The organism is Rhizobium sp. YTUHZ045, assembly GCF_051124255.1.
Taxonomy (GTDB): domain Bacteria; phylum Pseudomonadota; class Alphaproteobacteria; order Rhizobiales; family Rhizobiaceae; genus Rhizobium.
Window position 1 is genome coordinate 953,368 of sequence record NZ_CP101433.1, and the last position, 25,696, is coordinate 979,063.

The window sequence follows — 25,696 nt, forward strand, 5'->3', positions numbered from 1 at the left end:
TAATGTTGCATTTCTGGAATAAATTCGGCATTCGCGCGCAGATCACTTCCGGCTTCGTGCCGTTGATCCTGCTGATGAGCCTGCTGACCGTCAGCGCGATCTCGGGGATGAACGGCCTTGCCGCCATTTTCTCCTCCTATCGCGCCACGGCGGGGCAGAGCCTCGCCATCTCGGATTACAGCGATCAGCTGCACCAGATCCAGATGTCGGCGGAAGCCTTCCGCTCCACGCCGACGCAGGCTGTCGTCGACAATTTCCGCGCCGGCGAGAAGGCCTTCGAGGCTGACGATCCGCGTTTCGCCGGCAACAAGGAGCTGCAGTCCGGTCTTGCGATGATCCGTCAGGATATCGCTGCCTACGGAAAGGCCTTCGAACAGATCGTCACCCTTCAGGCCCGGCGCGACCTGCTGATCTCCAAGGTCACCGAATTCGGCCCCTGGACGAGTGTCGCGCTCAACGACGTCATGCGCAGCGCCTGGCGCCAGAACGACGTCGCCCTGCTGCACATGACGGCAGAAACGCTGGAGGCTCTGAACCGCAGCCTCTATTTCTCCGAGCGCTTCGTCCACTCCAACGATTTTGCCGCCTATGACATGGCGCAGGCAGCGCTCGCCCAAGCCGTGGCGCTGAACGACGCCGCCGCCAAGGCCGCCAAGAACGAGCTGCAGAAGAAGCGTTTGATGGGCGCCGGCCAGCTCATGCAGAATTACACCGCGCGCCTCGGCGACATGAAGGAGGTGCTGCAGACCTCTGGCAATATCCGCCAGACGCAGCTCAACGTTTTGGCGCCGAAGATCGCAGGCGAGTTCAAGGATCTGCAGGCGACCGTGACCGGCGCGCAGAAGAATCTCGACGGCTCGGTCGAAGCGACGGTGGCCTCGGCCACCAGCACGACGCTTGTCATCAGCGGCCTGTTGATCGTCATCGGCCTCGTGCTCTCCTATTTCGTCGGTCGCCTGATTTCCTCGGCGGTGCGCGGCATGGCACAGTCCATGGAACAGCTTGCCCGCGGCGACGATGCCATCGTGATCACGGGCGTCGAGCACCGGCACGAACTCGGCGCCATGGCGCGTTCGCTGAAAGTGTTCCAGGAGACCGGCCGCGCCAAGCTGATCGCCGAAGCCAATGCCGAGCGGGCGCGTCTGGCGGCCGAAGAAGAGCGGCTGCGCCAGGAAGCCGAGCGTCTCAGCGATGCGCAGGTGATGGAACACGCCTTCCGCCAGATTTCGATTGGGCTTGATGCACTCTCGAAGGGCGATCTCTCGGTCCGCGTCGGCGAAGTCGACCATCGCTACGTCCGGATCCGTGATCACTTCAACAGCTCGGTGGCCAGCCTTGAAGAAGCGGTCGACTCGGTCATCCGCGCGGTCACCACCATCCGCTCCGGCCTTGCCGAAATCTCCACTGCTTCCAACGATCTTGCCCGCCGAACCGAACAGCAGGCCGCCTCGCTGGAAGAGACCGTCGCGGCCCTCGGTGACGTCACCCGCGGCGTCAACGGAACGGCCGAGGGCGCAAGCCGCGCCCAGGCGGCCGTGGCGACGGCCCGCACCAATGCTGAAAAGGGCGGCGAGATCGTCTCCCGAGCCATCGCCGCAATGACGGAAATCCAGAACTCGTCGTCAAAGATCGGCAACATCATCAGCGTCATCGACGAAATCGCCTTCCAGACCAACCTCCTGGCGCTGAATGCCGGCGTCGAAGCGGCCCGCGCCGGTGAAGCGGGCAAGGGTTTTGCCGTCGTCGCGCAGGAAGTCCGCGAGCTTGCCCAACGCTCGGCCAATGCGGCCAGGGAGATCAAGGAACTGATTTCCACCTCCTCGGCGCAGGTCAAGACGGGCGTCGAGTTGGTCGGCGAATCCGGTCTCTCCTTGGAGCAGATTGTCGAGCAGGTCTCCGCGATGAATGCGACTGTCGCTGAAATCGCCGTCGCCGCCCGCGAGCAGGCGACGAGCCTGCGCGAAGTCTCGGCTGCCGGCGACCAGATGGACAAGGTGACGCAGCAGAACGCGGCGATGGTCGAAGAAACCACGGCCGCCGCCCAGAGCCTGACGCACGAGACAGAAAGCCTCGCCGAACTGCTGCGGCGCTTCAAGACGGGCAGTGGCCTAGCATCGGTCCATCAGCACTACGCAATAGCGTCATAAGTGCTGTTTGACGCAGGCAAACATCGCCGCTGTGAGAACGGCGGCGATGAACGCGCGTGTAAGATCGCGTCAGTGGCTTCCGGATGCCGGAGCTTGTGGGGCGCCGGCGATGCTTCGGCGGACGTGGCGAATTGCAGTCCAGACGGCAAAAAGCACGAGCGGGATGGCTCCGAGAACGGCGAGTTTCGCAATATGCGGATCGACACCCAGTTCGGAAATGCTTTCGAGACAGATCTTCGCCAGGCCGACGGTATAATAGGTGATGGCGATGACGGAGAAGCCTTCGACAGCCTGCTGGATATGAACCTGAATGCGCGCCCGCTCTTCCATCGAGGTCAGCAGCGACGCGTTCTGATCTTCGAGCTGGACCTGCACGGTCGTTCTCAGGAGGTCGCCGGCGAGGCTAACGCGTTCGGCGAGTTCGTCGAGGCGGCGCTCGGCGGCACGAACCGAGCGGACGGCTGGTTGAAACCGGCGGTCGATAAATGTGCCGATCCTCTGGCGCTGCTCGGCACGTTCTTCGCGAAGCTCCGACAGCCTGCTCGCGACGATTTCGGCATAGGCTTTTGTCGCGCCGAAGCGGTGGCGGGCAAGCGCCGAGAAATTGAGCACATCAGAGGAGAGCCTGGTCACCTCGGAAAGCAGCGCCTTGTCGACTTTAACCGCACTCTGCATATGGCTGATCAGGAGGTCGAGGCGCTGGTCGAAGGTGGAAAGCTTCGAGACAGTCTCGCGTGCCATCGGCATGGCAAGCAGCGCCATCATCCGATATGTTTCGATCTCCAGGAAACGCCTGACCATGCGGCCGGTGCGATAGGCATTGAGATTGCGGTTGAAGAACAGGAATTCCACGAAGCCGCTGTCCGTCAGACGGAAGTTCGAGTGCACCTCCGCATCGCCGCCGCCGACCCTTGAGGCGACATAGTCGAGCTTCGGTTTTTCGAGGGGAGGCCCGTCTTTTTCGTCGCGCACCAGCACGCGCACGGCCGCTATGGTCTTGCCGTCGATCTGGCGGCAGCACGCCTGAAAGGCTTCCGGTGGCTGACTGCCCGGTTCTGCCGACGCCGGCACGACGAAGGTCAAGGTCAGGAATTCGGTATGAGCTTCCCATTTCAGCCGGCCGTCGCCGACACGGCCGATGCCGTGGTTGCCCTCTCGGGTGGTGGTGACATCTTCCAGTCCCGGCAGCGAAGCCGGGAACGGTGGAGGGGCATTGTCGCCGACGATGGCGATGTGCCAGACGTCGGTGTCGCCGTCGAAGTAAAGCGACGGGCGCGCATGGAGCTCATTGTGAAGTTCTCTTCGCAGCGGATGCTCGGAGCCGAGTGGCATGGAGAGGCACCTCAATGGACTGGACCGCCGGTTGGTCGACGTTCGTAAGTTGAGCCTGACACCGGCGAGCCCGCCAGCCGATAACGCCTATAGCCTCTCGCAAAGCTCGTGTCACGACGCCGCGGAACCGTCCTGTCTATCAGCGCGAATCTGCCGCACCGGCTTGCCCTGAATCAGAGCAGGCCCGAGGGCAATGAGGCTTTCGAAAAGCTGAGCAGCGGCGAAATGGATCAGCCACGGCCCGTTGCGAGGCCGTGGCTGATGCGTGCGCACATTCTGCGGGAAGGCGTGATCAGATTACTTGGCGGCAAGCGCGCCGTTGATCTTGTCGACGTCGGCGCTCATGGCCTTGAAGGTGTCGTCGAGGGAAAGTTCGCCGACGATCAGCTGGCTCATCCGCTGGACGATCAGCTGGTACACGGCAGAGGATCCCTTGAGACGTTCGAGGTCACGGGCCGCCTGCGGCACGCTGTTGCGGCTTCCGAGGAAGACGGCCATGGCGTCCTTGGCATTCTTGCTCTCGAGCTTGTATTGCGGGTCCGTGATATCGGCGCCGGTCAGGATGACGTAATTTTCGGCGATCTCGCGCTGGACCTTTTCAGAGCCGAGGAACTCGATAAACGCGGCCACGGCTTCGGGATATTTGGTGCGCTTGAAGCCGACGATCGCGGTGCCGCCCGGCATTGCGTAGCAGCCGGCATCGCCGCAAGGCGCGCTGATGGCGGTCCAGTCGAAGGAGTCGGCGATCTTCTTCTGGAACGGATTGACCATCCAGTTGCCGGCGATATAGGTCACGACATTGCCGTTGACGAACTCGTCGCCCATGTTTTTGTACTGGGTTCCGCCGGCCGCACCCCACATTTCCTTCGGGAAGGAGCCGTCCTTCGTCCAGTTGTAGAGGTCCGTGATGTAGCGCTTGGCCGCATCGTCGGGGAAGAAGAACTTGCCGTCCTTGACGTAGTTCGCGCCGTAGGAGAAGGCAGCACCCGAGAAGCGATGGCCCGAGCGGTCCATCGTGAAGGGGATCTGGGCGCCGGTCGCCTTGGCGACGCGGGCGGAGGCCTCGACGATCTCCTTCAGCGTGGCGGTCGGCTTCGGAAGCGGTTCGTTTGCCTGTTCGAAGAGCGTCTTGTTGACGAAGGGCAGGTTGAAGGTCTGCGAGGCAATATAGCCGTTGATCGAGTTCGGATCGTTGACGCCTGGGAAACGAAGCGTGTTCAGGCTATCGCCGTGCAGCTTGGCGAAGCCGTCCGGATCCTTCATGTAGGGGTGCATGTCGAGATAATAGGGCGCAAGCTGCCAATCGGTGATCTTGGCGATGTCAGGACCCTCGCCGACGGCAAGCTGTACCGGCAGCTGCTTGGCGACCGCGTCATAGCCTGAAGAGACGAAGTTGACCTTGACGTCGGGATGCGCCGTTTCGAATTCCTTGCTCAGCGCTTCCATCCGCTCGACGTAAGCCTGGTCGTCGTCGGTGAACAAGAAGGTGATCGTCTTGGTTTCCGCCATGGCAGTGCTGGACCAAGCGAGGGAAACGGTCGCCAACGCCAGTGCGAAAGCCCCTGATAGACACGTTTTCATTTTCATCCTCCCATGAAAACATTTTCATCAATCGCGGCCTCGGCCATCGATATGACAATTTCATATACTTGACTTTCGTCTCGTCAAGCTATTTCCTGCGGCGATAGCGAGGTTTTTGAGCATTTTCCGAAAATGATGCTCACGAAGTAACCAGTGAAAAAATTTTCATATGATTGCGGAGGAGGCAGTCTGTGAACGCGGAATGCATCAAGCAACCGGACGGCATGGCGCCCGCCTACAGCGTGGCCGAGGGCCAGACGATCACCGCGTGGGCGGTTTCCGGCCTCATTGCCAGCTATTTTCCCGGCGAGCCGGCGCCTGCCGAAGACCGCGTCAACTATCGTTTCATCAACGGCTTCGTCGACGTCGGCGACCTGCCTTGCCGCAAGGCCTTCTGGTCGACCATGGTCGGACGCGAGCTCATGCCCGACACAGCTTGGCCGACCGAAAGCCTCTATCTTCCCGGCTCGAATCGCCGCGTCGAGTTCACCAGCTTCTGGCATGTGCCGACGCATGTCAGGAAATGGCTGAAGGGCACCTTCACGACGGACACCCCGCGCACGCTCAACCTCGCGCTCAAGACCTGCGGCGGCGTGCGCATTTGGGTCAACGGCCAAGAGGCGGTGCGCTTCGAACCCTTCAAGCGCAACGTCGAGAGCGCAACCGAGATAAGTTTGCCGCTCCAAGCAGGCGACAACGAGATTCTCGTCCATACCGAAGATCTTGCCGAACGAGACACGACCTGGTTCTTCGAACTCGAAATGCTGGACAAGGAGCCGCTCTGCGTACTGCTGCCTGTATCGCTCGATCAGGATGAGGTGCGGGAGCTGGAAGCACTTTCGCGCGGCGTGCGCCCGGCCCGCGACGTCTTCGTCAGAGAGCCGCTGGAGATCATCTTCGATACGGCGCCGGAGCGCGACCTGCCGGTGGAGCTAAAAGTGGTCGGCCATGGTCATGAGCGCCCGATTCTCGCTCATGCAAAACTGACCCTGCATGCCGGCCAGAATCGGCTGACGGCGGACGATGTCTGCACCATTGCCGACGGTTATCACGGCATCCACATGACGATCGGCTCCGGGCCGGGCTCGGTCACCCGCGTCATCGATGCCGCCTTCATGGGCAGCATTTCGCCATTGCCGGCAGAGGCATCGCTTGCCGCCCGCAAGCGGCAGGCGCTGGAATACAGCGCCCGCTTCGGCGCCAACCGCGCCGGCCGCCTGATCGCCATGATGGAAACCGGCTACGACGACCGGGAGAGCTTCGACCGCATTATCGATGCGACGCTCGCCTCCATCGATGCGCGCGAGGATTGCTCGGATTTCATCATGGTGCCGCTCCTGTGGCTGCTCGGCGCCTATGGTGACCGCATGCCCAAGGCCACGGTCGAGCGCATCCGTCACTCCGTTCTCTCCTATCGCTACTGGGTCGACGAGCCAGGCAATGACGCGATGTGGTTCTGGAGCGAGAACCATGTGCTCTGCTTTCATACCAGCCAGCTTCTGGCCGGACTTCTCCTGCCCGACGAGCTGTTCTCGGCCTCGGGGCGGACGGGACGGCAGCAGGCGGAACTCGCCGTGGAGCGCCTCGGGCGCTGGTTCGACAGCGTCGAGGCCCATGGTCTGGCCGAGTGGAACTCGGCCGCCTATTACCCGATCGATTTCATTGGCCTGCTGGCGCTGGAGCGCTGGGCCGAAAGCGGAATCGCCGGCCGGGCCCGCGGCCAGATCGATCTCATCTTCCGCATGATCGCTCTTCATACGCTTGCCGGTGTCCCGGCGGGGTCGCAGGGGCGCGCCTACGACAAGGAACTGCGCGCCGGCCCGCTGACCGAGCTTGCGCCTTTCGCCCAGGTCGCCTTCGGCACGGGCTGGCTCAACAATGGCGTGGCGGCGCTCACCATGTTCTGCGCCGGCGGTTATGAACCGCCGGCCGATCTCGCCGAGCTTGCTTCGCTTTCGCGAGGAAGAAGCGTCGAGGCCCGCTACAGTCAGGGGCTGGAGAGCGGAAAGCTCGTGCTCTTCAAGAGCGAGGCCGCGCAGCTTTCGACTGTCGTCGATCACAAGACTGGCCGAAAGGGGCATCAGCAGCACGTACTGGATGTCCGGCTCGCCGGTCATCCGATGGCGAGGCTCTGGGTCAACCATCCCGGCGAAGACGATCCGTGGGGCAATCAACGGCCGTCCTATTGGGCCGGCAACGGCATCCTGCCGCGTGTTGCCCAGCATCGCGACGTCGCCCTTTTGATCGAGGACACGGGCGACGCGCGGCATGCCTGGACGCACGCCTATATTGGCCGCGACGGGCTCGACGATCTGATTGTCGAAGACAAATGGCTGATCGCCCGGTCGGGCAGGGGATTTGCCGCTCTCTGGGCCTCGAACGGCCTGGAGCTGATCACGGACGGCCCGACCGCCGGCCGCGAGGCGCGCTCGCATGGATCGCTCTGCGGTTGGGCGGCCATCGTAGCATCCGGCAATGACGATGCTTTCAAAGCCTTCATAGAGCGCCTGTGCCAGACGGCGGTGTCCTTCGATCCGACGCTTCGGCGCCTTTCCCTGACGCCGCCGGGCGCCCCGGCGATCGCTCTTTCCTATGCCGACGGTTTTTCGATCGCCGGTCAGCCCCGGCCGTTCACGCATGAACAGCCGCATCCGATCCTCACCCACGACAGCGCCGCATTCCAAGCCGGCACTGACGGGCCGTTTTACTGCTAAAACATAGGTCTCCAGCATGAACACAGCATCTGTCGACAACGCCGCCCTCCTGACGACGATCGATCGCGTGGCGACGGCTTTCAGCCGGCTCAGGGGCATCAAGGAAGGTCTCGTGACGGACAATGCCGCCTCCGGCATCCAGTTCGACGAATGGGACTGGGAAGTCGGCGTCGGCCTTTACGGATTCCTGCGGCGTGCGATTTCCGCCAACGACCAGAAGGCGCTGCAGGAGCTCGTCACTTGGTACAGCGCCCAGATCGAACGCGGCATTCCGCCGCGCCAGATCAACAGCACGGCGCCGATGCTGCCGCTGGCAATCCTCGTCCAGCATGTTGACCGCCCGGATTTTCGCGCCCTCGTCGAAGACTGGGCCGGCTGGCTGATCAAGGAACTGCCGAAGACCGAGGACGGCGGCTTTCAGCATGTCTGCAAGGAGCGCGTCAACGACGGCGAATTGTGGGACGATACGCTGTTCATGGCCTGCCTCTTCCTTGCCCAGGCCGGGGTGCTCTGCGAGCGCAAAGACTGGATCGACGAGGCCGTCTATCAGTTCGTGCTCCACACGCGCTATCTCTCCGATCCGGTGAGCGGCCTCTGGTATCACGGCTGGACCTTCAACGGCCGCCACAACTTCGCCAACGCCTTCTGGGCACGCGGCAATGCCTGGATCACCGTTGCCATTCCCGAACTCTTCGACCTCGTCCCGACGCTCGGCGAGAAGGACCGGCGTTTCCTGTCGAATGTCCTTGTCAGCCAGGTGCGCTCCTTGAAGGCATACCAGCGGCCGGACGGCATGTTCACGACGCTTCTGGACGATCCGTCCTCGCCGTTCGAAACCTCGGCAACGGCTGGCATCGCCTACGGCATGTTGCGCGCTATCGATGCCGGCATTCTCGACGAGAGCGACAGGGTCCATGCGGAGCGCGCGCTCAAAGCCGTGATGGCGCAGATCGACGACGAAGGCGTCGTCCACGGTGTTTCCGATGGCACGCCGATGGGCCATGATCTCGATTTCTATCGGCGCATCCCGAACCTGCCGACGCCTTACGGCCAAGCGCTGACCATGCTGCTGCTGACCGAAGTTCTGATTGAGAACGGCCGCCGCCAATGAGCGCTCCCTCCCTTGTCGCGATTGAGGCGCTCGACAGCGACAACACCGACCGTCTGCAGGCGGCGATCGACGGCCTTTCTGCTTCCGGCGGCGGACGCCTGGAGCTCCTGGCGGGCATCCACCTCTGCCGGGGGCTTCAGCTGCGCTCCGGCGTCGATCTGCATCTGACCGCCGGCGCGATCCTGCGTCCCATTCCCGATTATGCCGCTTACGCGCATACGACGGTTTCGGTGATCGCCGAGAAGTCGGATCGCGGCATGATCGTGGCGAGGGAAGCGCGGCGGATCAGCCTGACGGGGGAAGGGCGCATCGAAGCCGGCTGCGAAAGTTTCATCACAGGAGACGACGAGACGGTCGGAACCTTCATCCCGGCCGAATTCCGTCCTCGCGTCGTCGTCTTTGAAGGCTGCGACGATGTCGAGATCAGTTCCGTCACCATCAGCCGCTCGCCGATGTGGACGCTGCATTTTGTCGACTGCACCGATGTCGCGGTCCGCTGCGTCACCATCGAAAACGACCGCCGCCTTCCCAATACGGATGGCATCGTGCTCGACGCCTGCCGCGGCGCCGTCATCGAGGACTGCAACATATCGACGGCCGACGACGGCATATGCCTGAAGACGAGCATCGGTCCTGAAGGTGTGGCCATTGGCCGGTGCGAGAACATTGTCGTGCGCCGCTGCTCCGTTCAGAGCTTGAGCTGCGCGCTGAAGATCGGCACGGAAACACATGGCGATGTCACCAATATCCTGTTCGAGGATTGCAGCGTCGCGTCTTCCAACCGGGCGCTCGGCATATTTTCCCGCGACGGCGGCAGGATCTCGAATGTGAGGTTTTCCAGAATCTCGGTAGAGTGCCGTGAAACGCCGGATGGTTTCTGGGGCTCGGGGGAGGCGCTGACCGTCAATGTCGTCGACCGTATCGCCGAACGCCCCGCGGGCGCCGTCGAAAATCTCATCGTCGAAGATGTGACCGGCCGTATGGAAGGGGCGATCACCATCATTGCGGCCGCGCCGTCAGGCATCCGGAACGTGTCGCTGGCCCGTATCGCCGTCGATCAGCAGCCCGGAGAGCTCGGCACGGGGCGGACCTACGACCTGCGCCCGACGAATGCCGACCTCGCGCCGAAGGCGGATGGCGGCGGGCGTGCCAATGCCTGGACCCGAGGTTCGGACGGACGGGTGATCGGCCTGCAGGACTATCCCGGCGGAATGCCGGCCGTCTACGTGGCCGATGTCGCCGGCATATTGATGAACGAGGTGCGGATTACGAGGCCTGCACCGCTGCCGCAAGGCTGGAACGCAATCGACGTCGTCATGGAAACGACGGCATCTGATGGGAGTGGGGCATGGCAGAACTGAAACTTTCCACCGTCAACAAGTCGTATGGCGCTGTCAAAATCCTGCATGACGTCGAACTCGACATCAAGGACGGCGAATTCGTCGTCTTCGTCGGTCCGTCGGGCTGCGGCAAGTCAACCCTTTTGCGGGTCATTGCGGGCCTTGAGGAGGTGACCTCGGGCGCAATCGCGATCGGTGGACGCGACGTCAGCGCGCTGTCACCGGCCGAGCGTAAAATCGCGATGGTCTTCCAGTCCTATGCGCTCTATCCGCATATGAGCGTACGCAAGAATCTGGCTTTCGGCCTGGAAAATCTGAAGTTCAAGCGGGCAGAAATCGAGGCGCGCATTGCCGAGGCGGCCAGGATGCTGGCGATCGAACCCTATCTCGACCGGCGTCCGAAGCAGCTTTCCGGCGGCCAGCGCCAGCGTGTGGCGATCGGCCGGGCGATCGTACGCGAGCCCGACATTTTCCTCTTCGACGAGCCGTTGTCGAACCTCGATGCGGCGCTGCGTGTCCAGACCCGGGCCGAGATCACCAAGCTCCATCGCGACATCAAGACGACGATGATCTACGTCACCCACGACCAGGTCGAGGCGATGACCATGGCCGACAAGATCGTCGTTTTGCGCGCCGGTCGGGTCGAGCAGGTCGGCGCACCGCTGGAGCTCTTCGATCATCCGCGCAACCTCTTCGTCGCCGGATTCCTCGGTTCGCCGCGCATGAACATCATCAAGGGCAAGGTCTCGGGCGTCGGCGAAAGCGGCGTCGTCGTCGATGTCGGCAACGGCGGCACGATCGTCAGCAATGTCGATCCCGCCGGCATTGCGGTCGGTCAGTCGGTTGTTGCCGGTATCCGGCCCGCGCATTTCTCCCGCTCCAGCGAGCGGGGCCTGCCATTCGTCGTGCAGTATCATGAGGGGCTCGGGACCGAGACCTATGTCTATGGCAACCTCGCCGGGCAAGACGATCAGATCATCATCCATGAAGCCGGCCATTTCGCGCCGGTTTCGGGCGACCGGATCATGATCGATGCCGATCCAGCCCGCGTTCATCTGTTCGATCCCGAAAGCGGCCTGGCCTTTGGCAGGCGGTCCGGGCAGGGGAGGCGCTGACATGGCAGAACTCACAGCCGGTACATTGCTGTCTCAGACAGGCGAAACGGCGATGAGGGTGGTCGAGGCGCCGATGAATGCGATCGAGCGTCTGTTCGGCCGCAAGCGGATGCCATGGCTGTTCCTGGCGCCGAACCTCATCCTGTTCGCCATCTTCACCTTCCTTCCCATCGCGATCGCGATCGGCTACGCCTTCACGGGCGGCACTAATCTCTTCGTCTCCGACCGGCCGTTCGTCGGTCTCGACAACTTCCGCACCCTGCTTTCCTGCGGCAATTATCTCCAGCCAGGAACCTGCCAAGAATCGCTGTTCTGGACGGCGGTGTGGAACACACTTTGGTTCGTGGCCTTCAACGTCGTCGCCACATTGCTGGTGGCGCTGATCACGGCGCTGATCCTCAACCGGGCGATCTTCGCGCGTGGCTTCTTCCGGGCGATGTTCTTCTATCCGGTTCTACTGTCTCCCGTCGTCATCGGCCTGATCTGGAAGTGGTTCCTAGATCGCAACGGCCTGCTGAACGCCTTCTTTCAGATGCTTGGCGTTCCCCCTGAGATCTTCCTGCTTGATGTCGGCTGGTCGCGCCTTTTCGTTGTGGTCGTGTCGGTCTGGTTCCATATGGGCTTTTACACGCTGATTCTGCTCGCCGGCCTCCAGGCGATCCCGAAAGATCTTTACGAGGCCGCGTCGATCGATGCCGCTTCGCCGCGCCGCACACTGTTCAGGATCACGCTTCCGCTTCTTGCCCCGAACCTGCTTGTTGTATTCATCCTTCTGATGATCAAGTCGGTGCAGATCTTTGACGAAGCCTGGGTTCTGACCAATGGCGGCGGTCCGGGCACGGCCAACAGCTTCATCGTCCAATATATCTACCAGATGGCTTTCGGCAGCGATCTCCGTCTCTTCGGGCTTGCGTCGGCCGCATCGGTTCTCATGGGGCTGGTGCTTCTGGTTCTCACCCTCATACAGCTGCGCTTGGGCAAACGAATGGAGTCCTGAGATGAACCCGATCAGTTTTCTCTCACGCACACGCCGGGCCGGACGCATCGATATCACCGATATTTTGTCATGGGTCTGGCTGATTGGCGGAACACTCGCCGTGCTCATCCCCGTCGTCTGGGCAGGCCTCTCCTCACTGAAGCCGGCGGCCGAGATCACCCGCTTTCCGCCGTCGCTGCTTCCGCGGGCCGCCGTGGAGCAGACCGTGCCCGGATTCGACAAGCCGCTCAGCCTTTGGAACGTCACGATTGACGGCCAGCAGCGTGAAATGGCCATGATCAGGCGCATCGGTCTCAAGGCCCAGATGGTCGATCCTGCAAATCCGGGACAACCGGTCAGCGTTGACGTGAAGGGAATCACGCCGGTGCAGCATCTGACCGTTGCCACCGAGAACTTCACCGATCCGCTGACGCGCTTCAACTTCCTGACCTTCCTGAAGAACTCGGTCTTCGTCACTGTGGTTGCCACGCTGCTGACGCTTATCGTCAACGCCATGGCTGCCTTTGCGCTGTCGAAATACAAGTTTCGGGGCGATACGACTGTGTTCGTCATCATCATCTCAACGCTGATGATCCCGCTTGCCGTCGTCATGGTTCCCGCCTATCTCGTCATCGTCGGGGTCGGGCTCGCCGATAACCTCTGGGGTGTCATCCTGCCGACCGTCGCCTCGCCGACGGCCGTTTTCCTGCTGCGGCAATACATGCTGACCATACCGGACGAGCTGATCGAGGCGGCGCGCGTCGATGCGGCGAGCGAATTCTGCATCTTTTGGCGGATCATCCTGCCGCTGACGGCGCCGGCGCTTGCGGTGCTGGCGATCTTTTCCGTGCTCTGGCGCTGGAACGATTTCCTCTGGCCGCTCATCGTCCTCAACAGCCGTGAGAATTTCACCCTGCAGGTCGGTCTCAACGCCTTCCAGGGAGAGTTCTCGGTGCAGTGGCACTATATCCTGGCGATGACGTTCCTCAGCCTGTTGCCCGTCACCGTCGTCTTCCTGTTCCTGCAGAAATACATCACCACAGGCATTGCCGGTACGGGAATGAAATGAATGAATCCTGGCGCGCCCCGATTGGGGTCGAGATGAGGAAACCTCCCAAGCATCGAAGACTGCCTTCCCATCTCATCGCGCCGGCTGAAGCGCACCGCATCTGGTCCTGCGGTGCGCTTCAGTCCGTTTAGAGCAATTCCAGGAAAAGTGTGAAGCGGGTTCCGTGGGGAATTGCGTAAAAAAAGACTTAGAGCGGTTCAGCGCTTCCATGAAAAGCTGAACTGCTCCATAGGGGAGGCCGCGCGAGCTTGATTAGCTGAGCCACCATCACAAAACGGTTTCGAAGAGCGGGATCAAGGCCGCGCCGATCGCGCCGGGGGCATCGATGATCTTCGCCACGGCCAGCCCCGGAACGTCGCGCAAGGCGCCATGCCGAGGCAGATTATTGAACTCGGTCCGTTCGATCAGCATTCTCGCAAGTGAATGTGGAAGCTCGCCGCCAAGCACGATCAATGCCGGGTCGAAGATCGCGCAGATCGCATTGACGGCTCGATTGTGGGCCGGAGTGACGCGGTCGATCCATTCCTCGACACCATCCCACTCCACCATATTTTCGTTCTTCAGATCCTTCAGGGTCAGGCCGCCGCGCCCCTTGCTGCGAAGATGCTCGAGCAGCTGGTTGAGAGCGGGGCGATCATCGTAGTCGTGACGCCCGAAAAGAACGGAGATTTCGCCGGCATTTCCGAAACTGCCGCGAAACGGCACGCCGCCGGAGACAAGGCCGCCGCCATAGCCATGAAGGTGGGCGATATAGGCAAAATCGGCAACGTCACGCCCGACGCCGAAAATTGCTTCCGCCAAGGCCGCAGTCCTGGCGACATTGTCCGCCCAGACCGGCAGGCCAAGCCGCTCCCCAAGCAATGGCGCCAGGTCGATCAGCGACCAATGGGCGAGCGGCAGGGGACAATTGAAAGCCGTATCCAGCATGCGATGGCCGGAGACTGCGAGACCGACGCCGAGGATGTCGCGCCGCTTGGCGCCGCGCCGGGCGAGGATCTGTTCGACGGCTACTTCGATCCGCTCCATTTCCAGGGATAGCGACGAGCCGGCCTGGGGAATTTCCATATTGTCCAACGGTTCGCCGAAACCCATGAGGCAAAGACCAATCGTTCCGACGTTGATGGAGATGCCGAGCGTCAGACACCACTCCCTTCGCAGTGTCAGCTCCGGACTTGGTGGACCGGCGCGCCGGTTTTCCGATTGGGAAAAAACGACCATTCCCCGATCATGAAGCCGGCCGACGATTCTGTGCAGCGATTGCTGGGTGAGATCGAGTGGATCGGTCAGACTGGAGCGCTCGATGCCGGGCGACTTCCAGATCAACCGCAAAAGGTCCCGTTCGTTACGGGAGGCTACTCTCGCGGGCTCTGTGTCTCGCAGGAAATGTGGGGCAACGTGGTCCAGCGGAGCGTACTTCATTTTCCAAACATATTGATTTACACTGTAGGTGTGAAGCAGGTGGAGGGGACGCTTTGCTTCTGCGGGGCAACGAAATCATCCGTGGTTTTGCCGGTCCTGCTTAACCCATCAAGATTGGCCAGACCAGTCGCGATGATGTCAGGCGGCAGAAGAAAAGAACCGAGCGGCATGGATGCGTTAAGACGGGAGAAAATGGCAATTGCCGAGCATCGGGGTTACGGATTCGAGCCCACGCATGGAGGCACCAGCTTCGAATCAATGGTTCAGGCCTTTACGGCTGGTTACGGCGTTTTCGGCGCACAGCCGTTGAAGGATGACCGAAACTTCGCTTGGGCCGCGGATCTGAGAAGGACCGAGGCGCTCACGGTGCTTCATTCGGTCTATCAGAGTCCCTGGACGATCCGGACGCTTGATGAGTCTCCGCAGCATCTCGCGTTTTTCATGCCGCACATAGGCTCTTTTCGACTGTCGATGGGAAAGAGAACGGTCGAAAGCGGCGCCGGTTACTTTCTCATGGCCAACAATCACGAAGTCGGCGATCGTGTTGTCCAGGGAGGACCGCACCGCTCGGACGCCCTTTTTCTGGACTGGAAGGTTGTGAAAAGGGTGCTCGCCTCGCTGGTGGAAAAGCCCCTCTCGGAGTCGTTCGATCTCGACCCGATTCTGGATCGCGCGACGCAGTCAGGCCAACTCATCGGCAATCTGCTCCAGACGATCGTGCAGGGGATGCGCGGCGCCGGTCCGTTGCTATCTTCGCCTCTTGCCGCAGCCGCGATGAGCGAAACTCTTGCTCACCTCGTGATCCGATTTGGCCGGCATCGGTTTTCCGATCATCTGGAAAAAAAGAAAGTATCGTTGATTGCACCTTGGCATGTCCGACGCGCTATCGACTACATGCATGCCAATATCGCGGAACCTATCACTATGACGATGGTTGCCGATGGCGTCGGCGTTTCGCTTCGGGCGCTGCAAACGGGCTTCAAGGCGTTCAGGGGAACCTCACCGGCCGGCTATCTTCGCACGATCCGGCTGCAGGCGGCCCGCGAGCAGCTGCGGGATCCAACAAACCAGCAATCCGTCCGCGAAATCTGCGCGATATGGGGTTTTGCGCACGCCGGCAGGTTCTCCATCATCTACCGCAGCACTTTTGGTGAAAGTCCGAGGGATACGCGGTTACGGGCTGAGCGATTGCGCTGATGGGAGCTTCCGAGAAAGCGGGGCGGCCAGACCTGCCGGAGGTGCAGCGCGTAACCTTCCGCTGCCAACGGCCGCTTCGCCCGTCCAACATTAAGGGATGCTTTTCAGGTTCGGTGACATGCGCTCACGCATGAAAGCCATATATTCTTCCTCGGAACTCTCCCGGCGCTTTGCAATCAGGGGTCTGATATCGTCCGTCGCCACATAGCGCAATTGCTCCTTGCCGTCTGTTGCGGCTGTGAAGATAACCTCAGCAACTCCCTCGCTCGTGGCCGCGCCCCTGGCGTGACGAAGGCCGTCGAAGATCTTGCCGGTGGCTGTCACGAAATTGGCATATTCCGACGGGGTAGATATCTGGGAAAGCTCGGTGCCGCTGCGGCTGGTGAAACGGGTGTCCAAAACACCACCGGGCTCGATGATCTTTACCCCGATCCCGAGGGCGGCGAGCTCGTATGAAAGCGATTCAGAAAAGCCTTCCAGTGCGAACTTGGAAGCGTTGTAAAGCGAAATCATGGGCAAGCCGAAGACGCCCGCCCCCGAGCTGACATTAATGAAAAGCCCGCTCCTTTTCTGACGAAAATGGGGAAGGGTTGCCCGCACGACGTTCATGACGCCGAAGAGGTTCACGTCGAACTGTTCGCAGATTTTTTCACGGGATGTTGCTTCAAAGATCCCGAACAGGCCAAAGCCAGCATTGTTGACGACGACATCGAGGGTGCCGAATTTGGCTATGGCTGAGCGAACCGCATCTTCGATGCTTGAGTCATCCTGGACATCAAGCCTGATCACCATCACGCCCGGCAGCGAGGCCAACCCGGGATCAACTTCCGGACGCCGCATGGTGGCGACAACGTTCCAGCCGGCTTGTGCGAAGCGCTTGACACAGGCCTCTCCGAAGCCGGAGGAGCAACCAGTAATGAGAACGGTTTTAGGCATTGGAGCATTCCTTTCTTTTGCTCTGTTGACTTAGATGATGACAATCTGCCAGGTAAGACGGATATTCCGGGACAGGTTGTTGAAGGTTTTTGGACAATGGCTGGTCTTTCGCTCGCGGATCTGAAGGCGGTTTCGCTGGTTGACGCAGCTGGCAGTTTTAGAGGAGCCGCTCGAGAGATGGGTATTTCCGTCTCCTCGCTCAGCCATCAGATCGCCAGCGTCGAGCGCCGCGTAGGAATTCGCCTGTTCAATCGTACGACGAGAAGCGTTTCCCTCACTGAAGCTGGGTCCGCCTTTCTGAATCGGGTCCGCCCGGCCTTGGCGGACATCGATGAAGCGCTTGCCACGGTCGAGCATCTTCGCAGCACGCCCACCGGCCTTTTACGGCTGAATACCTCGGAAGGTGGAGCGGAACGGATCCTTCCGCTCGTGCTCGATTACCTCGCCAAATACCCCGACATGAAAATCGATCTGGTTACCGACGGGCGCCTCGTAGACATCGTTGCGGAGGGCTTCGATGCCGGTCTGCGCCTGCCGGAAACGATACCGCGAGATATGATCGCGATATCGCTCGGAATGACAGAGGCCTTTGTACTCGTCGCTTCGCCTGACTATCTTGCCAATCGGCAAGAGCCGTCGACGCCGGGGGATTTACTGAAGCAGGAATGTATACGGGCACGGATGCCGAGTGGCAGGCTGATTGATTGGGAGTTGGAGAAGGACGGAGAGATCGTGCGCGTTCAGGTGAGCGGAAGACTTATAGCGGGCAGCAGCGATCTCGCCCTTGCTGCTGCCCGCAGAGGGGCGGGAATTGCTTATGTGCCTCTCCGATCAGTCGAGGAGGAGCTTAAGTTGGGCCGGCTTATCCAGCTGCTGAGCGGATGGACGCCTCCATATCCTGGTCTCTCCCTCTATTATCCCAACCGAAAGTTGCCTTCAGCCGGTCTTCGAGCCTTCATCCGTCATATCCTCGAAGGGCGGCGATCCGGCGGCGAAGAATGAATTCGCGAGGATTGGCTTTCTCTCTCGGGTTAGCATTGCCAAGAATATCGGGAATAAACGATCATGCCAGAGCGAGCTGATTTTGCCGCAGCTGTCGAAGCAGTCGGAGTGAGCACGGCGCTGTCGGGATGGCCATGGACTATTGCCGGAACGCCGCCACTCGATATCGCTGTCGAAGGCAGTGATATCGATGTGATCTGTTGCGTCGGGGATAGCGTCAGCTTTTCTCTGACCCTCTGGCACGCCTTCGCGATGATGGATGATTTCGCGCTCTGGCAATGGATTTCGGGCGAGCGTTCTGTTGTGGCGCGGTTCAAGGCAGCCGGCTGGGAGTTCGAGATCTTCGGAAATCCGTTGCCCCTCGCGCAGCAGAAGGCCGTGCGTCATTTCCGGATCGAAAAACGGCTGATCGAACGGGGCGGCCCTTCACTGCGGGATGCGGTTCGCGACGCAAAGCGACAGGGTGAGAAAACGGAGCCGGCTTTTGCAAGGATTCTCGGTCTCACAGGCAGTCCTTATGACGCCTTGCTCGTTCTCGAGGCATATGACGACGACGCGCTGGATGCATTGCTGACAGGCCGCGGTTTCTGCATTACCTGACGGGTGCCGCACACGAAGGCGGTGCGATGCTGCCCCGCAGGACGAGATGGCAGCCGAGTTCGAGGCGATGGGCCGGCCGTTGCGGATCGTTGGCGATCAGCCGCTGTTCGATGAGCGCGAGCGCTGCCGCCCCGAGACGGTCGGTCGGCACGCTCACGGTGGACAGCGGCGGGCGGCTGAACTCGCCGGGAACGATGTCGTCGAAGCCGAGCACAGATATTGCGTCGGGCACGCGTATCTCGCCATCGGCCAATGCCTTCAGGCAGCCGAGCGCCAGATTGTCGGCCGCGCAGAAGACGGCGGTGGCGCCTTTCAGCGTGGGGTCGCGATGGAGCAGCGCGTTGATGGCCGCTTCGCCATGCCGGGGCTCATATCCCTCGGCCTCGATGATCATGTCCTTCGGCACCGGAAGCTGTGCGGCCAAATAGGCATCGGAAAAACCGTCATACCGGCGCTGGATGGTCGTGCGGCCCTTCCAGGTCAGATGCAGGATGCGGCGGTGGCCGAGCGCCATGAGGTGCTCGATGCCGAGCCGTGCGCCGAAGCGGTTTTCAGGCGTCACAGTATCGACCAGCATGGCGGGATCCTCGCCGTTGACGATGACGACGGGCATGTTAGCCGAGGCGAGGCTGCGGATGAGTTCGGGCTGATCATCGTTCAGCACCACGATGCCGTCAGCGCGTTCTGCTATCGCGATCTGCCTGACCTCGGCGCCGTCGATGCGCCGGCCGCTGCTGACATAGGGTACGATGCGGATGCCGCGACGCTCGCATTCCCTGCGAAGACCGTTGAGAATCGTCCAGCTCACCAGGTTGAGATCGCTCTCCGGCGCGGCATCGCGAGGAATGGCGAGAAGCAGAACGTGCAAGGCGGCAATCGTCGCCTTCTTTCTGCGGCGGTCGAGATAACCGAGCCGTTTTGCCGAATCCAGCACTCTTTCCCGCACCTCGATCGTGAGCGGCGCAGTTCCGTTCAGGGCGTGCGAGGCCGTGCTCAGCGACACGTCGGCATCGCGTGCGACATCTTTGAGATTGACTTTGCGTTCCACTTTTTCCGCCAGGAATTCAGATCGTACCTTCGAAGCATAAGCTAACTCGATGTTTTCACATAGAGACTTTCGAAAAGCTATGTGCTTGCGTCGATATTTTCGTCATTCGCAATCAGCGGCGATCGGCAAGCAGCCCGTTGAACAGCAGGTCGAAATAAGCCCGCATGAAGGCGTCCTTGTTGGGCGTCGGCACGCGGCGATCATCGAATATCAGCCGCAGAACCGTCGTCGTCAGAATCGGCGCGACCACGAGGTCGGAGAATTCGACAGGAATTTCGCGAAATTCCCCCAACGCAACACCTTCCAGGATGAGAGCGTCGATCCTGGCGATAATCGGCGCTATGAATTCATCATGATGGCGATCGATCAGGTCGGGGAAGCGCTGTCCTTCGGAAATGACCAGACGCGTCAATTCGCGGGTTGTACGATCCTCCGCGATTTGGTCGTAAAGCAGACCGAGAATGGACATCAGCCTGTTAGTGGCGCTGCCGCTGAGGCGGGCGGTGATTTCAAGCAGTTCCTGAAAGGGGACGGAGAAGTGACTGATCATGGCTTCGAACAGCTTTTCCTTCGTCTCGAAGTAAACGTAGACCGTCCCCTTGGTGACGCCGACCCTGTCTGCGATGTCGTCGACGCGGGCGCCGGTGAACCCGTTTCTGACGAATTCCTCGAATGCAGCATCCAGGATCTGGATGGGTCGCAGCGCCTTCTGTTCCGCGCGTGTGAGTTTCTTCTGAGCTGCCATGCGTGCCTCGCCTCCCTCGTTTTTTGCGCAATCGTTCCTGTGCAAAAGTTTCATTGACTAATCCGTCAGTCAATTATATAGCAGCTGCCGTTGAGAGCAAGAGGTCAACTATGAGAACCATTCTGATCGCCACAGCGATCGTATGCACGATCGGTCTCGTCTCCTGCAGCGAGCCTGGCGGGCCGAGCGAACCTGCCGCGCGCCAGGTCGGCGTCGTCGTCGCGAGGTCTGAGCCGCTGAGTGATGGCGGTGCGCTGACGGGAGAGGTGCGCGCCCGGGTCCAGACCGATCTGTCCTTCCGGGTCAGCGGCAAGATCATTGAACGGCTGGTGGAAGTTGGTCAGTCAGTAAAGGCGGGGCAGGTACTGGCGCGCATCGATCCGGAAGAGCAGAAGGCCGATCTCGATGTGGCGGCGGCCAATCTTCAGTCGGCTGAAGCCCAGCAGACCCAGGCACAGCTCGCCTTCGACCGTCAGCAGAGCCTGTTTCGAACGCAGGTGACGACGCGGGCCGCACTCGACCAGGCGCAGGAGGCGCTTCTGACGGCGCAGGCCTCGACGAAGTCGGCGCAGGCGCTCTTCGAGACCGCGCAGGACACCCTGTCCTATACGGAGCTGAAAGCCGATGCCGATGGCGTGATCACCGCCCGCAATGCCGAGGTTGGCCAGGTGGCGCAGGCCGCGCAGGTTGTCTTCACCCTTGCCCATGACGGCGACCGGGACGCCGTCTTCGAAGTCGTCGAGAGTGCGTTCCTGCGTCCGATCGAAGGCGACGGCACTGTGAACCTGCTGTCGAACCCCTTGCAGAAGATCACGGCGAAGGTCCGCGAGATTTCGCCGACGATCGATTCTTCCACCGGCACCATCAGGGTCAAAGTCGCCATTACGAGCGATGCTCCCATTCCGCTCGGCGCTCCCGTCGTCGGGAAATTCAGTTATGTCCCCCAGGACGTCATCCAGCTGCCCTGGTCGGCAATGACCTCCAAGGATGGCAAGCCAGCCGTCTGGATGGTCGATCCTGCATCCTCAGCGGTTTCGATGAGAGCGATCGATGTCGCCAGCTACGAGACCGGCAGCTTCGTCGTCAAGTCGGGTGTGTCGGCGGGAGATGTCGTGGTGACCGACGGGACCAAATTCCTCAGGCCCGGTGAAATCGTGTCCTATGTCAAGGAAGCATCCAAGTGAGTATTCGTCCGAAGATAATCGTACTGATGATGGGTACGGCCCTAATCTCCTCCTGCACCAAGAAGGAGGAAAGCACGGCGGAAGCGCCCCGTCCCGTGCTGTCGATGACGGTCAGGCAGACGCCCGCCACAAGCCTCAGCCTGACCGGCACGATTGAGCCGACGATCGAGACCGAACTCGGCTTCCGGATCCTCGGGCGGATGATCGCCCGCAATGTCAATGTCGGCGATGTCGTCAAGAAGGGTGACGTGGTTGCTGCCATCGATCCGCTGGCGCTGGAGCTTGCCGTGCGCAGCGCCCAGTCCGACGTCGAGAACAGCGACGCCCAGCTTCGAAACGCAGTGACGACGGAGCAGCGCCAGCGCGCGCTGGTGGAATCGCGCTCCGGCACGGAGGCCTCGCTCGAAGAAGCCGAGCAGGCGAGACGGACGGCCGCGGCCGCCGTCGCCAAGGCGCAGGCCAATCTCGACAAGGCCAAGGAGCAGCTCGGCTATGCGCAGCTTCAGGCGGAGTTTGATGGGGTCGTCACGGCGACATCGGCCGAGGTCGGCCAGGTCGTGTCGGCCGGCCAGACCGTCGTCACGATAGCCCGGCCGGACAAGCGTGATGCGGTAGTCGACGTGCCTCAGGCCGCTGCCCAGAAACTGAAGATCGGCGCGCCCTTCGACGTGACGCTGCAGCTCGAGCCTTCGATCCGCACGACGGGCGTCGTGCGCGAAATCGCGCCGGAGGCGGAAACCGCCACCCGCACGAGCAGGACCAAGATCGCACTTGCCGATCCGCCTGAAGCCTTCAGGCTCGGCGCGGTCATCACAGCCTCCGCAACCATCGCCGCCGACCCCGAGATCGTGCTGCCTTCCTCGGCGATCCTTGCCGGCCCCGACGGCGCCAGCGTCTGGATCGTCGACGTAGCGGCCAAGAAGGTCTCTCGCCGCCATGTCAAGGTCGACGGCGACGTCGTCGACGGCGGCACCGTCCGCGTCACCGAAGGGCTCGCTCCCGGAGAGCGGGTGGTTGTGGCGGGCGTGCATAAACTTGAGGATGGCCAGGCCATCAGGATCGACCAGGAGATCAGCCAGTGAAGTCCTTCAATCTTTCCGACTGGGCGCTCGAGCACCGTTCGCTCGTCTGGTACTTCATGATCGTCTTCATTCTCGCAGGCGCCTTCTCCTATTTGAACCTCGGCCGCGAGGAAGACCCGAACTTCACCATCAAGACAATGGTGATCACCGCCCAGTGGCCCGGTGCTTCCGCCGAGGAAGTGACGCGGCAGGTGACCGACAGGATCGAGAAGAAACTCCAGGAACTGGAATCGCTCGACTACACCAAGAGCCAGACCGTCGCCGGCCAGACGACCGTTTTCGTCGAGCTGCTGCCGACGACCAAGGCTAGGGACGTCGCGCCGACCTGGCTGCGCATCCGCAACATGATCGCCGACATCAAGGGGGATTTCCCGAGCGGGGTCGTCGGTCCCTTCTTCAACGACCGCTTCGGCGACGTATTCGGCAATATCTATGCCTTCACCAGCGACGGGCTGACCCAGCGCCAGCTTCGCGATCTCGTGGAAAATGCCCGCTCCGAAGTCCTGACGGTGCCGAATGTCGGAAAGGTCGACGTGATCGGCGCCCAGGACGAGGCGATCTATCTGGAATTCTCCACGCGCCAAATCGCAGCACTCGGTATTGACCAGCAGTCGGTCATCCAGACGTTGCAGGCCCAGAATGCCGTCACGCAATCCGGGTTCGTCGATGCTGGGCCGGAGCGCATCGCATTGCGGGTGAGCGGGCAGTTCACCTCCGAGGAGAGTCTCAGGTCGATCAATCTTCGCATCAACGACCGCTTCTTCCCGCTGACCGATGTCGCCACCATCAAGCGTGGTTATGTCGATCCACCCTCGGCTTTGTTCCGCTTCAACGGCGAGCCGGCGATCGGGCTAGCCATCGGCATGAAGCAGGGCGCCAACCTTTTGGAATTCGGCGAGGCGCTCGACGCGCGGATGAAACAGGTCGTCGCCGATCTTCCGATCGGCGTGGATGTAAACCGTGTCTCCGATCAGCCGCACGTCGTCGATGAAGCAGTCTCCGGTTTTACCAGGGCGCTCTTCGAAGCGATCGTCATCGTGCTCGTCATCAGCTTCATCAGCCTCGGCCTGCGCGCCGGCATGGTGGTAGCGATCTCCATTCCACTCGTGCTCGCCATCACCTTCGTGGTGATGGAATATTCCGGCATTTCGCTTCAGCGCATCTCGCTCGGCGCACTCATCATCGCGCTCGGGCTGCTCGTCGACGATGCCATGATCGCCGTCGAGATGATGGTGGCTCGCCTGGAAGCGGGCGATGATCTCAGGAAGGCCGCCACCCACGTCTATACGTCGACGGCCTTTCCGATGCTGACGGGAACGCTGGTGACCGTCGCCGGCTTCATCCCGGTCGGGCTCAACAGCAGTGCGGCCGGCGAATTCACCTTCACGCTTTTCGTCGTCATCGCGGTTTCGCTCGTGGTCTCCTGGATCGTCGCCGTGCTGTTCACGCCGCTTCTCGGGGTCACGATCCTGCCAAAGACGATGAAGTCGCATCATGAGAAGAAGGGGCGTTTCGCCGCCGTCTTCTCCTGGTTGCTGACGCTCGCTATGCGCTGGCGCTGGCTCACCATCGTGCTGACGGTCGGCGTCTTCGCCCTTTCGGTCGGCGGCATGGGCCTGGTGCAGCAGCAGTTCTTCCCGAACTCCGACAGAACCGAGCTCGTGATCGACTGGAACCTGCCGCACAACAGCTCGATCGCCGAGACTAACAGGCAGATGGGCAAGTTCGAAAAGGAGATGCTGGCCGACAACAAGGATATCGATCACTGGACGACTTATGTCGGCCAGGGCGCGCCGCGCTTCATCCTGTCCTTTGACGTGCAGACGCCCGATGTCACCTTCGGACAGACCATCATCGTCACCAAAGGTCTCGACGTGCGCGACAAGGTGCGGGCGGAGCTGCAGGATTATCTGACGAAGACCTTCCCCGGCACCGACGCCTTCGTGAAGCTTCTCGATATCGGCCCACCAGTGGGCAAGCCGGTCCAGTACCGGATCAGCGGCCCGGATATCCAAATGGTCCGCGATATTTCCCAGCAATTTGCCGGCGTTGTCGGTACCCATCCGCTGCTGTCGAACATGGTGCTGGACTGGAACGAGCCTTCCCGCGTTGTGAAGGTCGATGTGCTGCAGGACAAGGCGCGCCAGCTCGGCGTCTCTTCCGAGGACATCGCGACCGCCCTCAACGGCATTGTCGAAGGTTCGACCGCGACGCAGATCCGCGACGACATCTACCTGGTCAATGTCATCGGCCGGGCCAGGGCGTCCGAGCGCGATTCCGTCCAGACGCTTGAGAATCTGCAGCTCTCGACCTCCAACGGCAAGGTCGTGCCGCTCTCGGCCGTGGCGAATTTCCGCTTCGAACTTGAGCAGCCAACGATCTGGCGTCGCGACAGGCAGCCCACCATCACGCTCAAGGCGGCCGTCATCGGTTCGACACAGCCTGCTACGATTGTCGATCAGCTGAAGCCGAAGGTGGAGGAATTCCAGAAGAACCTTCCTGTCGGATACAAGCTGGAAATCGGCGGCGCCGTCGAATCCAGTGCCGAGGCGCAAGGGCCGATTGCGGCGGTGGCTCCGCTGATGCTGTTTACGATGGCGACGATCCTGATGATCCAGCTGCAGAGCTTCAGCCGCCTCTTCCTGGTCTTTGCGGTGGCGCCCACGGCCCTGATCGGCGTGGTGGCGGCGCTTCTGCTGAGCAATGCTCCAATGGGCTTCGTCGCCATCCTCGGCGTGCTGGCGCTGATCGGCATCCTGATCCGCAACTCGGTCATCCTGGTGGTGCAGATCGAGCATCTGCGCGCCGAAGGCGTGGCGCCATGGCAGGCGGTCATCGAGGCGACCGAGCACCGCATGCGGCCGATCATGCTGACGGCGGCGGCGGCAACCCTCGCGCTGATCCCGATCTCGCGCGAGATCTTCTGGGGGCCGATGGCCTACGCCATGATGGGCGGCATCGTCATCGGCACCGCGCTCACCCTGCTGTTCCTGCCGGCACTCTATGTCGCGTGGTTCAGGATCCCCAGGGATGAAAGTGTTCGGGCCGAAGCCTTGGCTGAGGCATGAAGACCGGGCTTCGCCGGCCATCGCCTACGG

The 25,696-nt window shown here is 61.4% G+C and carries 19 protein-coding genes; 13 read left to right on the top strand and 6 right to left on the bottom strand.

Annotation, left to right across the window (positions count from 1 at the left end; all coding sequences use genetic code 11):
- Window positions 1-2 precede the first annotated feature (2 nt).
- Window positions 3-2,147, top strand: coding sequence for a methyl-accepting chemotaxis protein (locus NMA58_RS26720; protein ID WP_434713870.1), 2,145 nt, complete (start codon window positions 3-5; stop codon window positions 2,145-2,147).
- 69 nt (window positions 2,148-2,216) lie between these two features.
- Here NMA58_RS26720 and NMA58_RS26725 read toward each other — a convergent pair whose 3' ends face one another.
- Together NMA58_RS26725 and NMA58_RS26730 are read right to left on the bottom strand one after the other, a co-directional pair.
- Window positions 2,217-3,479 (bottom strand): DUF3422 domain-containing protein, encoded by a 1,263-nt coding sequence (locus NMA58_RS26725; protein WP_430957362.1) that lies wholly within the window; start codon window positions 3,477-3,479, stop codon window positions 2,217-2,219.
- A gap of 297 nt (window positions 3,480-3,776) precedes the next feature.
- Window positions 3,777-5,060: an ABC transporter substrate-binding protein gene (locus NMA58_RS26730; RefSeq protein WP_434713871.1), complete on the bottom strand. Its 1,284-nt coding sequence runs from the start codon at window positions 5,058-5,060 to the stop codon at window positions 3,777-3,779.
- 191 nt (window positions 5,061-5,251) lie between these two features.
- On the opposite strand from NMA58_RS26730, the gene NMA58_RS26735 reads away from it, so the two are divergent.
- The 6 genes from NMA58_RS26735 to NMA58_RS26760 are packed head-to-tail and all read left to right on the top strand — an operon-like array spanning window position 5,252 to window position 13,385.
- On the top strand, window positions 5,252-7,774 hold the full coding sequence (locus tag NMA58_RS26735) for a hypothetical protein (RefSeq protein WP_434713872.1): 2,523 nt from the start codon (window positions 5,252-5,254) through the stop codon (window positions 7,772-7,774).
- A gap of 16 nt (window positions 7,775-7,790) precedes the next feature.
- The gene (locus NMA58_RS26740) at window positions 7,791-8,885 is read left to right on the top strand and encodes a glycoside hydrolase family 88/105 protein (protein WP_434713873.1); all 1,095 of its coding nucleotides are present in this window, start codon (window positions 7,791-7,793) and stop codon (window positions 8,883-8,885) included.
- Window positions 8,882-10,246, top strand: a complete 1,365-nt coding sequence (locus NMA58_RS26745; protein ID WP_434713874.1) for a glycoside hydrolase family 28 protein — start codon at window positions 8,882-8,884, stop codon at window positions 10,244-10,246. Before NMA58_RS26740 ends, NMA58_RS26745 begins: the two co-directional genes overlap by 4 nt.
- Window positions 10,234-11,340: an ABC transporter ATP-binding protein gene (locus NMA58_RS26750; RefSeq protein ID WP_430957366.1), complete on the top strand. Its 1,107-nt coding sequence runs from the start codon at window positions 10,234-10,236 to the stop codon at window positions 11,338-11,340. Before NMA58_RS26745 ends, NMA58_RS26750 begins: the two co-directional genes overlap by 13 nt.
- 1 nt (window position 11,341) lies before the next feature.
- Window positions 11,342-12,337: a carbohydrate ABC transporter permease gene (locus tag NMA58_RS26755; protein ID WP_434713875.1), complete on the top strand. Its 996-nt coding sequence runs from the start codon at window positions 11,342-11,344 to the stop codon at window positions 12,335-12,337.
- A 1-nt stretch (window position 12,338) separates the two neighbouring features.
- Window positions 12,339-13,385: a carbohydrate ABC transporter permease gene (locus NMA58_RS26760; protein ID WP_434713876.1), complete on the top strand. Its 1,047-nt coding sequence runs from the start codon at window positions 12,339-12,341 to the stop codon at window positions 13,383-13,385.
- 267 nt (window positions 13,386-13,652) lie between these two features.
- Here NMA58_RS26760 and NMA58_RS26765 read toward each other — a convergent pair whose 3' ends face one another.
- Complete coding sequence (locus NMA58_RS26765) at window positions 13,653-14,804, bottom strand: ROK family transcriptional regulator (RefSeq protein ID WP_434713877.1); 1,152 nt, start codon at window positions 14,802-14,804, stop codon at window positions 13,653-13,655.
- Window positions 14,805-14,972: 168 nt separating this feature from the next.
- Here NMA58_RS26765 and NMA58_RS26770 point away from each other — a divergent pair, with 168 nt between their 5' ends.
- Window positions 14,973-16,001 carry an AraC family transcriptional regulator gene (locus NMA58_RS26770; protein WP_434714414.1) on the top strand — a complete coding sequence of 343 codons (1,029 nt, stop codon included), beginning with the start codon at window positions 14,973-14,975 and terminating at the stop codon, window positions 15,999-16,001.
- A gap of 90 nt (window positions 16,002-16,091) precedes the next feature.
- On the opposite strand, the gene NMA58_RS26775 is transcribed toward NMA58_RS26770, so the two are convergent.
- Window positions 16,092-16,937, bottom strand: a complete 846-nt coding sequence (locus NMA58_RS26775; protein WP_434713878.1) for an SDR family oxidoreductase — start codon at window positions 16,935-16,937, stop codon at window positions 16,092-16,094.
- Between NMA58_RS26775 and NMA58_RS26780 the strand changes: the two genes are divergently transcribed.
- Together NMA58_RS26780 and NMA58_RS26785 are read left to right on the top strand one after the other, a co-directional pair.
- On the top strand, window positions 16,866-17,939 hold the full coding sequence (locus NMA58_RS26780; RefSeq protein WP_434713879.1) for a LysR family transcriptional regulator: 1,074 nt from the start codon (window positions 16,866-16,868) through the stop codon (window positions 17,937-17,939). The genes NMA58_RS26775 and NMA58_RS26780 overlap by 72 nt on opposite strands.
- 63 nt (window positions 17,940-18,002) lie before the next feature.
- The gene (locus tag NMA58_RS26785; protein WP_434713880.1) at window positions 18,003-18,539 is read left to right on the top strand and encodes a DUF4269 domain-containing protein; all 537 of its coding nucleotides are present in this window, start codon (window positions 18,003-18,005) and stop codon (window positions 18,537-18,539) included.
- Here the strand turns inward: NMA58_RS26785 and NMA58_RS26790 are convergent.
- Together NMA58_RS26790 and NMA58_RS26795 are read right to left on the bottom strand one after the other, a co-directional pair.
- On the bottom strand, window positions 18,532-19,587 hold the full coding sequence (locus NMA58_RS26790) for a LacI family DNA-binding transcriptional regulator (protein WP_434713881.1): 1,056 nt from the start codon (window positions 19,585-19,587) through the stop codon (window positions 18,532-18,534). The genes NMA58_RS26785 and NMA58_RS26790 overlap by 8 nt on opposite strands.
- A 112-nt stretch (window positions 19,588-19,699) precedes the next feature.
- Complete coding sequence (locus NMA58_RS26795) at window positions 19,700-20,332, bottom strand: TetR/AcrR family transcriptional regulator (protein WP_434713882.1); 633 nt, start codon at window positions 20,330-20,332, stop codon at window positions 19,700-19,702.
- 110 nt (window positions 20,333-20,442) lie between these two features.
- On the opposite strand from NMA58_RS26795, the gene NMA58_RS26800 reads away from it, so the two are divergent.
- Genes NMA58_RS26800 through NMA58_RS26810 form a run of 3 tightly spaced genes read left to right on the top strand, consistent with a single transcriptional unit; the run spans window position 20,443 to window position 25,666 of the window.
- Entirely contained in the window at window positions 20,443-21,516 is a 1,074-nt protein-coding gene (locus NMA58_RS26800; protein WP_434713884.1) for an efflux RND transporter periplasmic adaptor subunit, read from the top strand.
- On the top strand, window positions 21,513-22,598 hold the full coding sequence (locus NMA58_RS26805; RefSeq protein ID WP_434713885.1) for an efflux RND transporter periplasmic adaptor subunit: 1,086 nt from the start codon (window positions 21,513-21,515) through the stop codon (window positions 22,596-22,598). The genes NMA58_RS26800 and NMA58_RS26805 overlap by 4 nt, the downstream gene beginning before the upstream one ends.
- Window positions 22,595-25,666: an efflux RND transporter permease subunit gene (locus NMA58_RS26810; protein WP_434713886.1), complete on the top strand. Its 3,072-nt coding sequence runs from the start codon at window positions 22,595-22,597 to the stop codon at window positions 25,664-25,666. Before NMA58_RS26805 ends, NMA58_RS26810 begins: the two co-directional genes overlap by 4 nt.
- Window positions 25,667-25,696 lie beyond the last annotated feature (30 nt).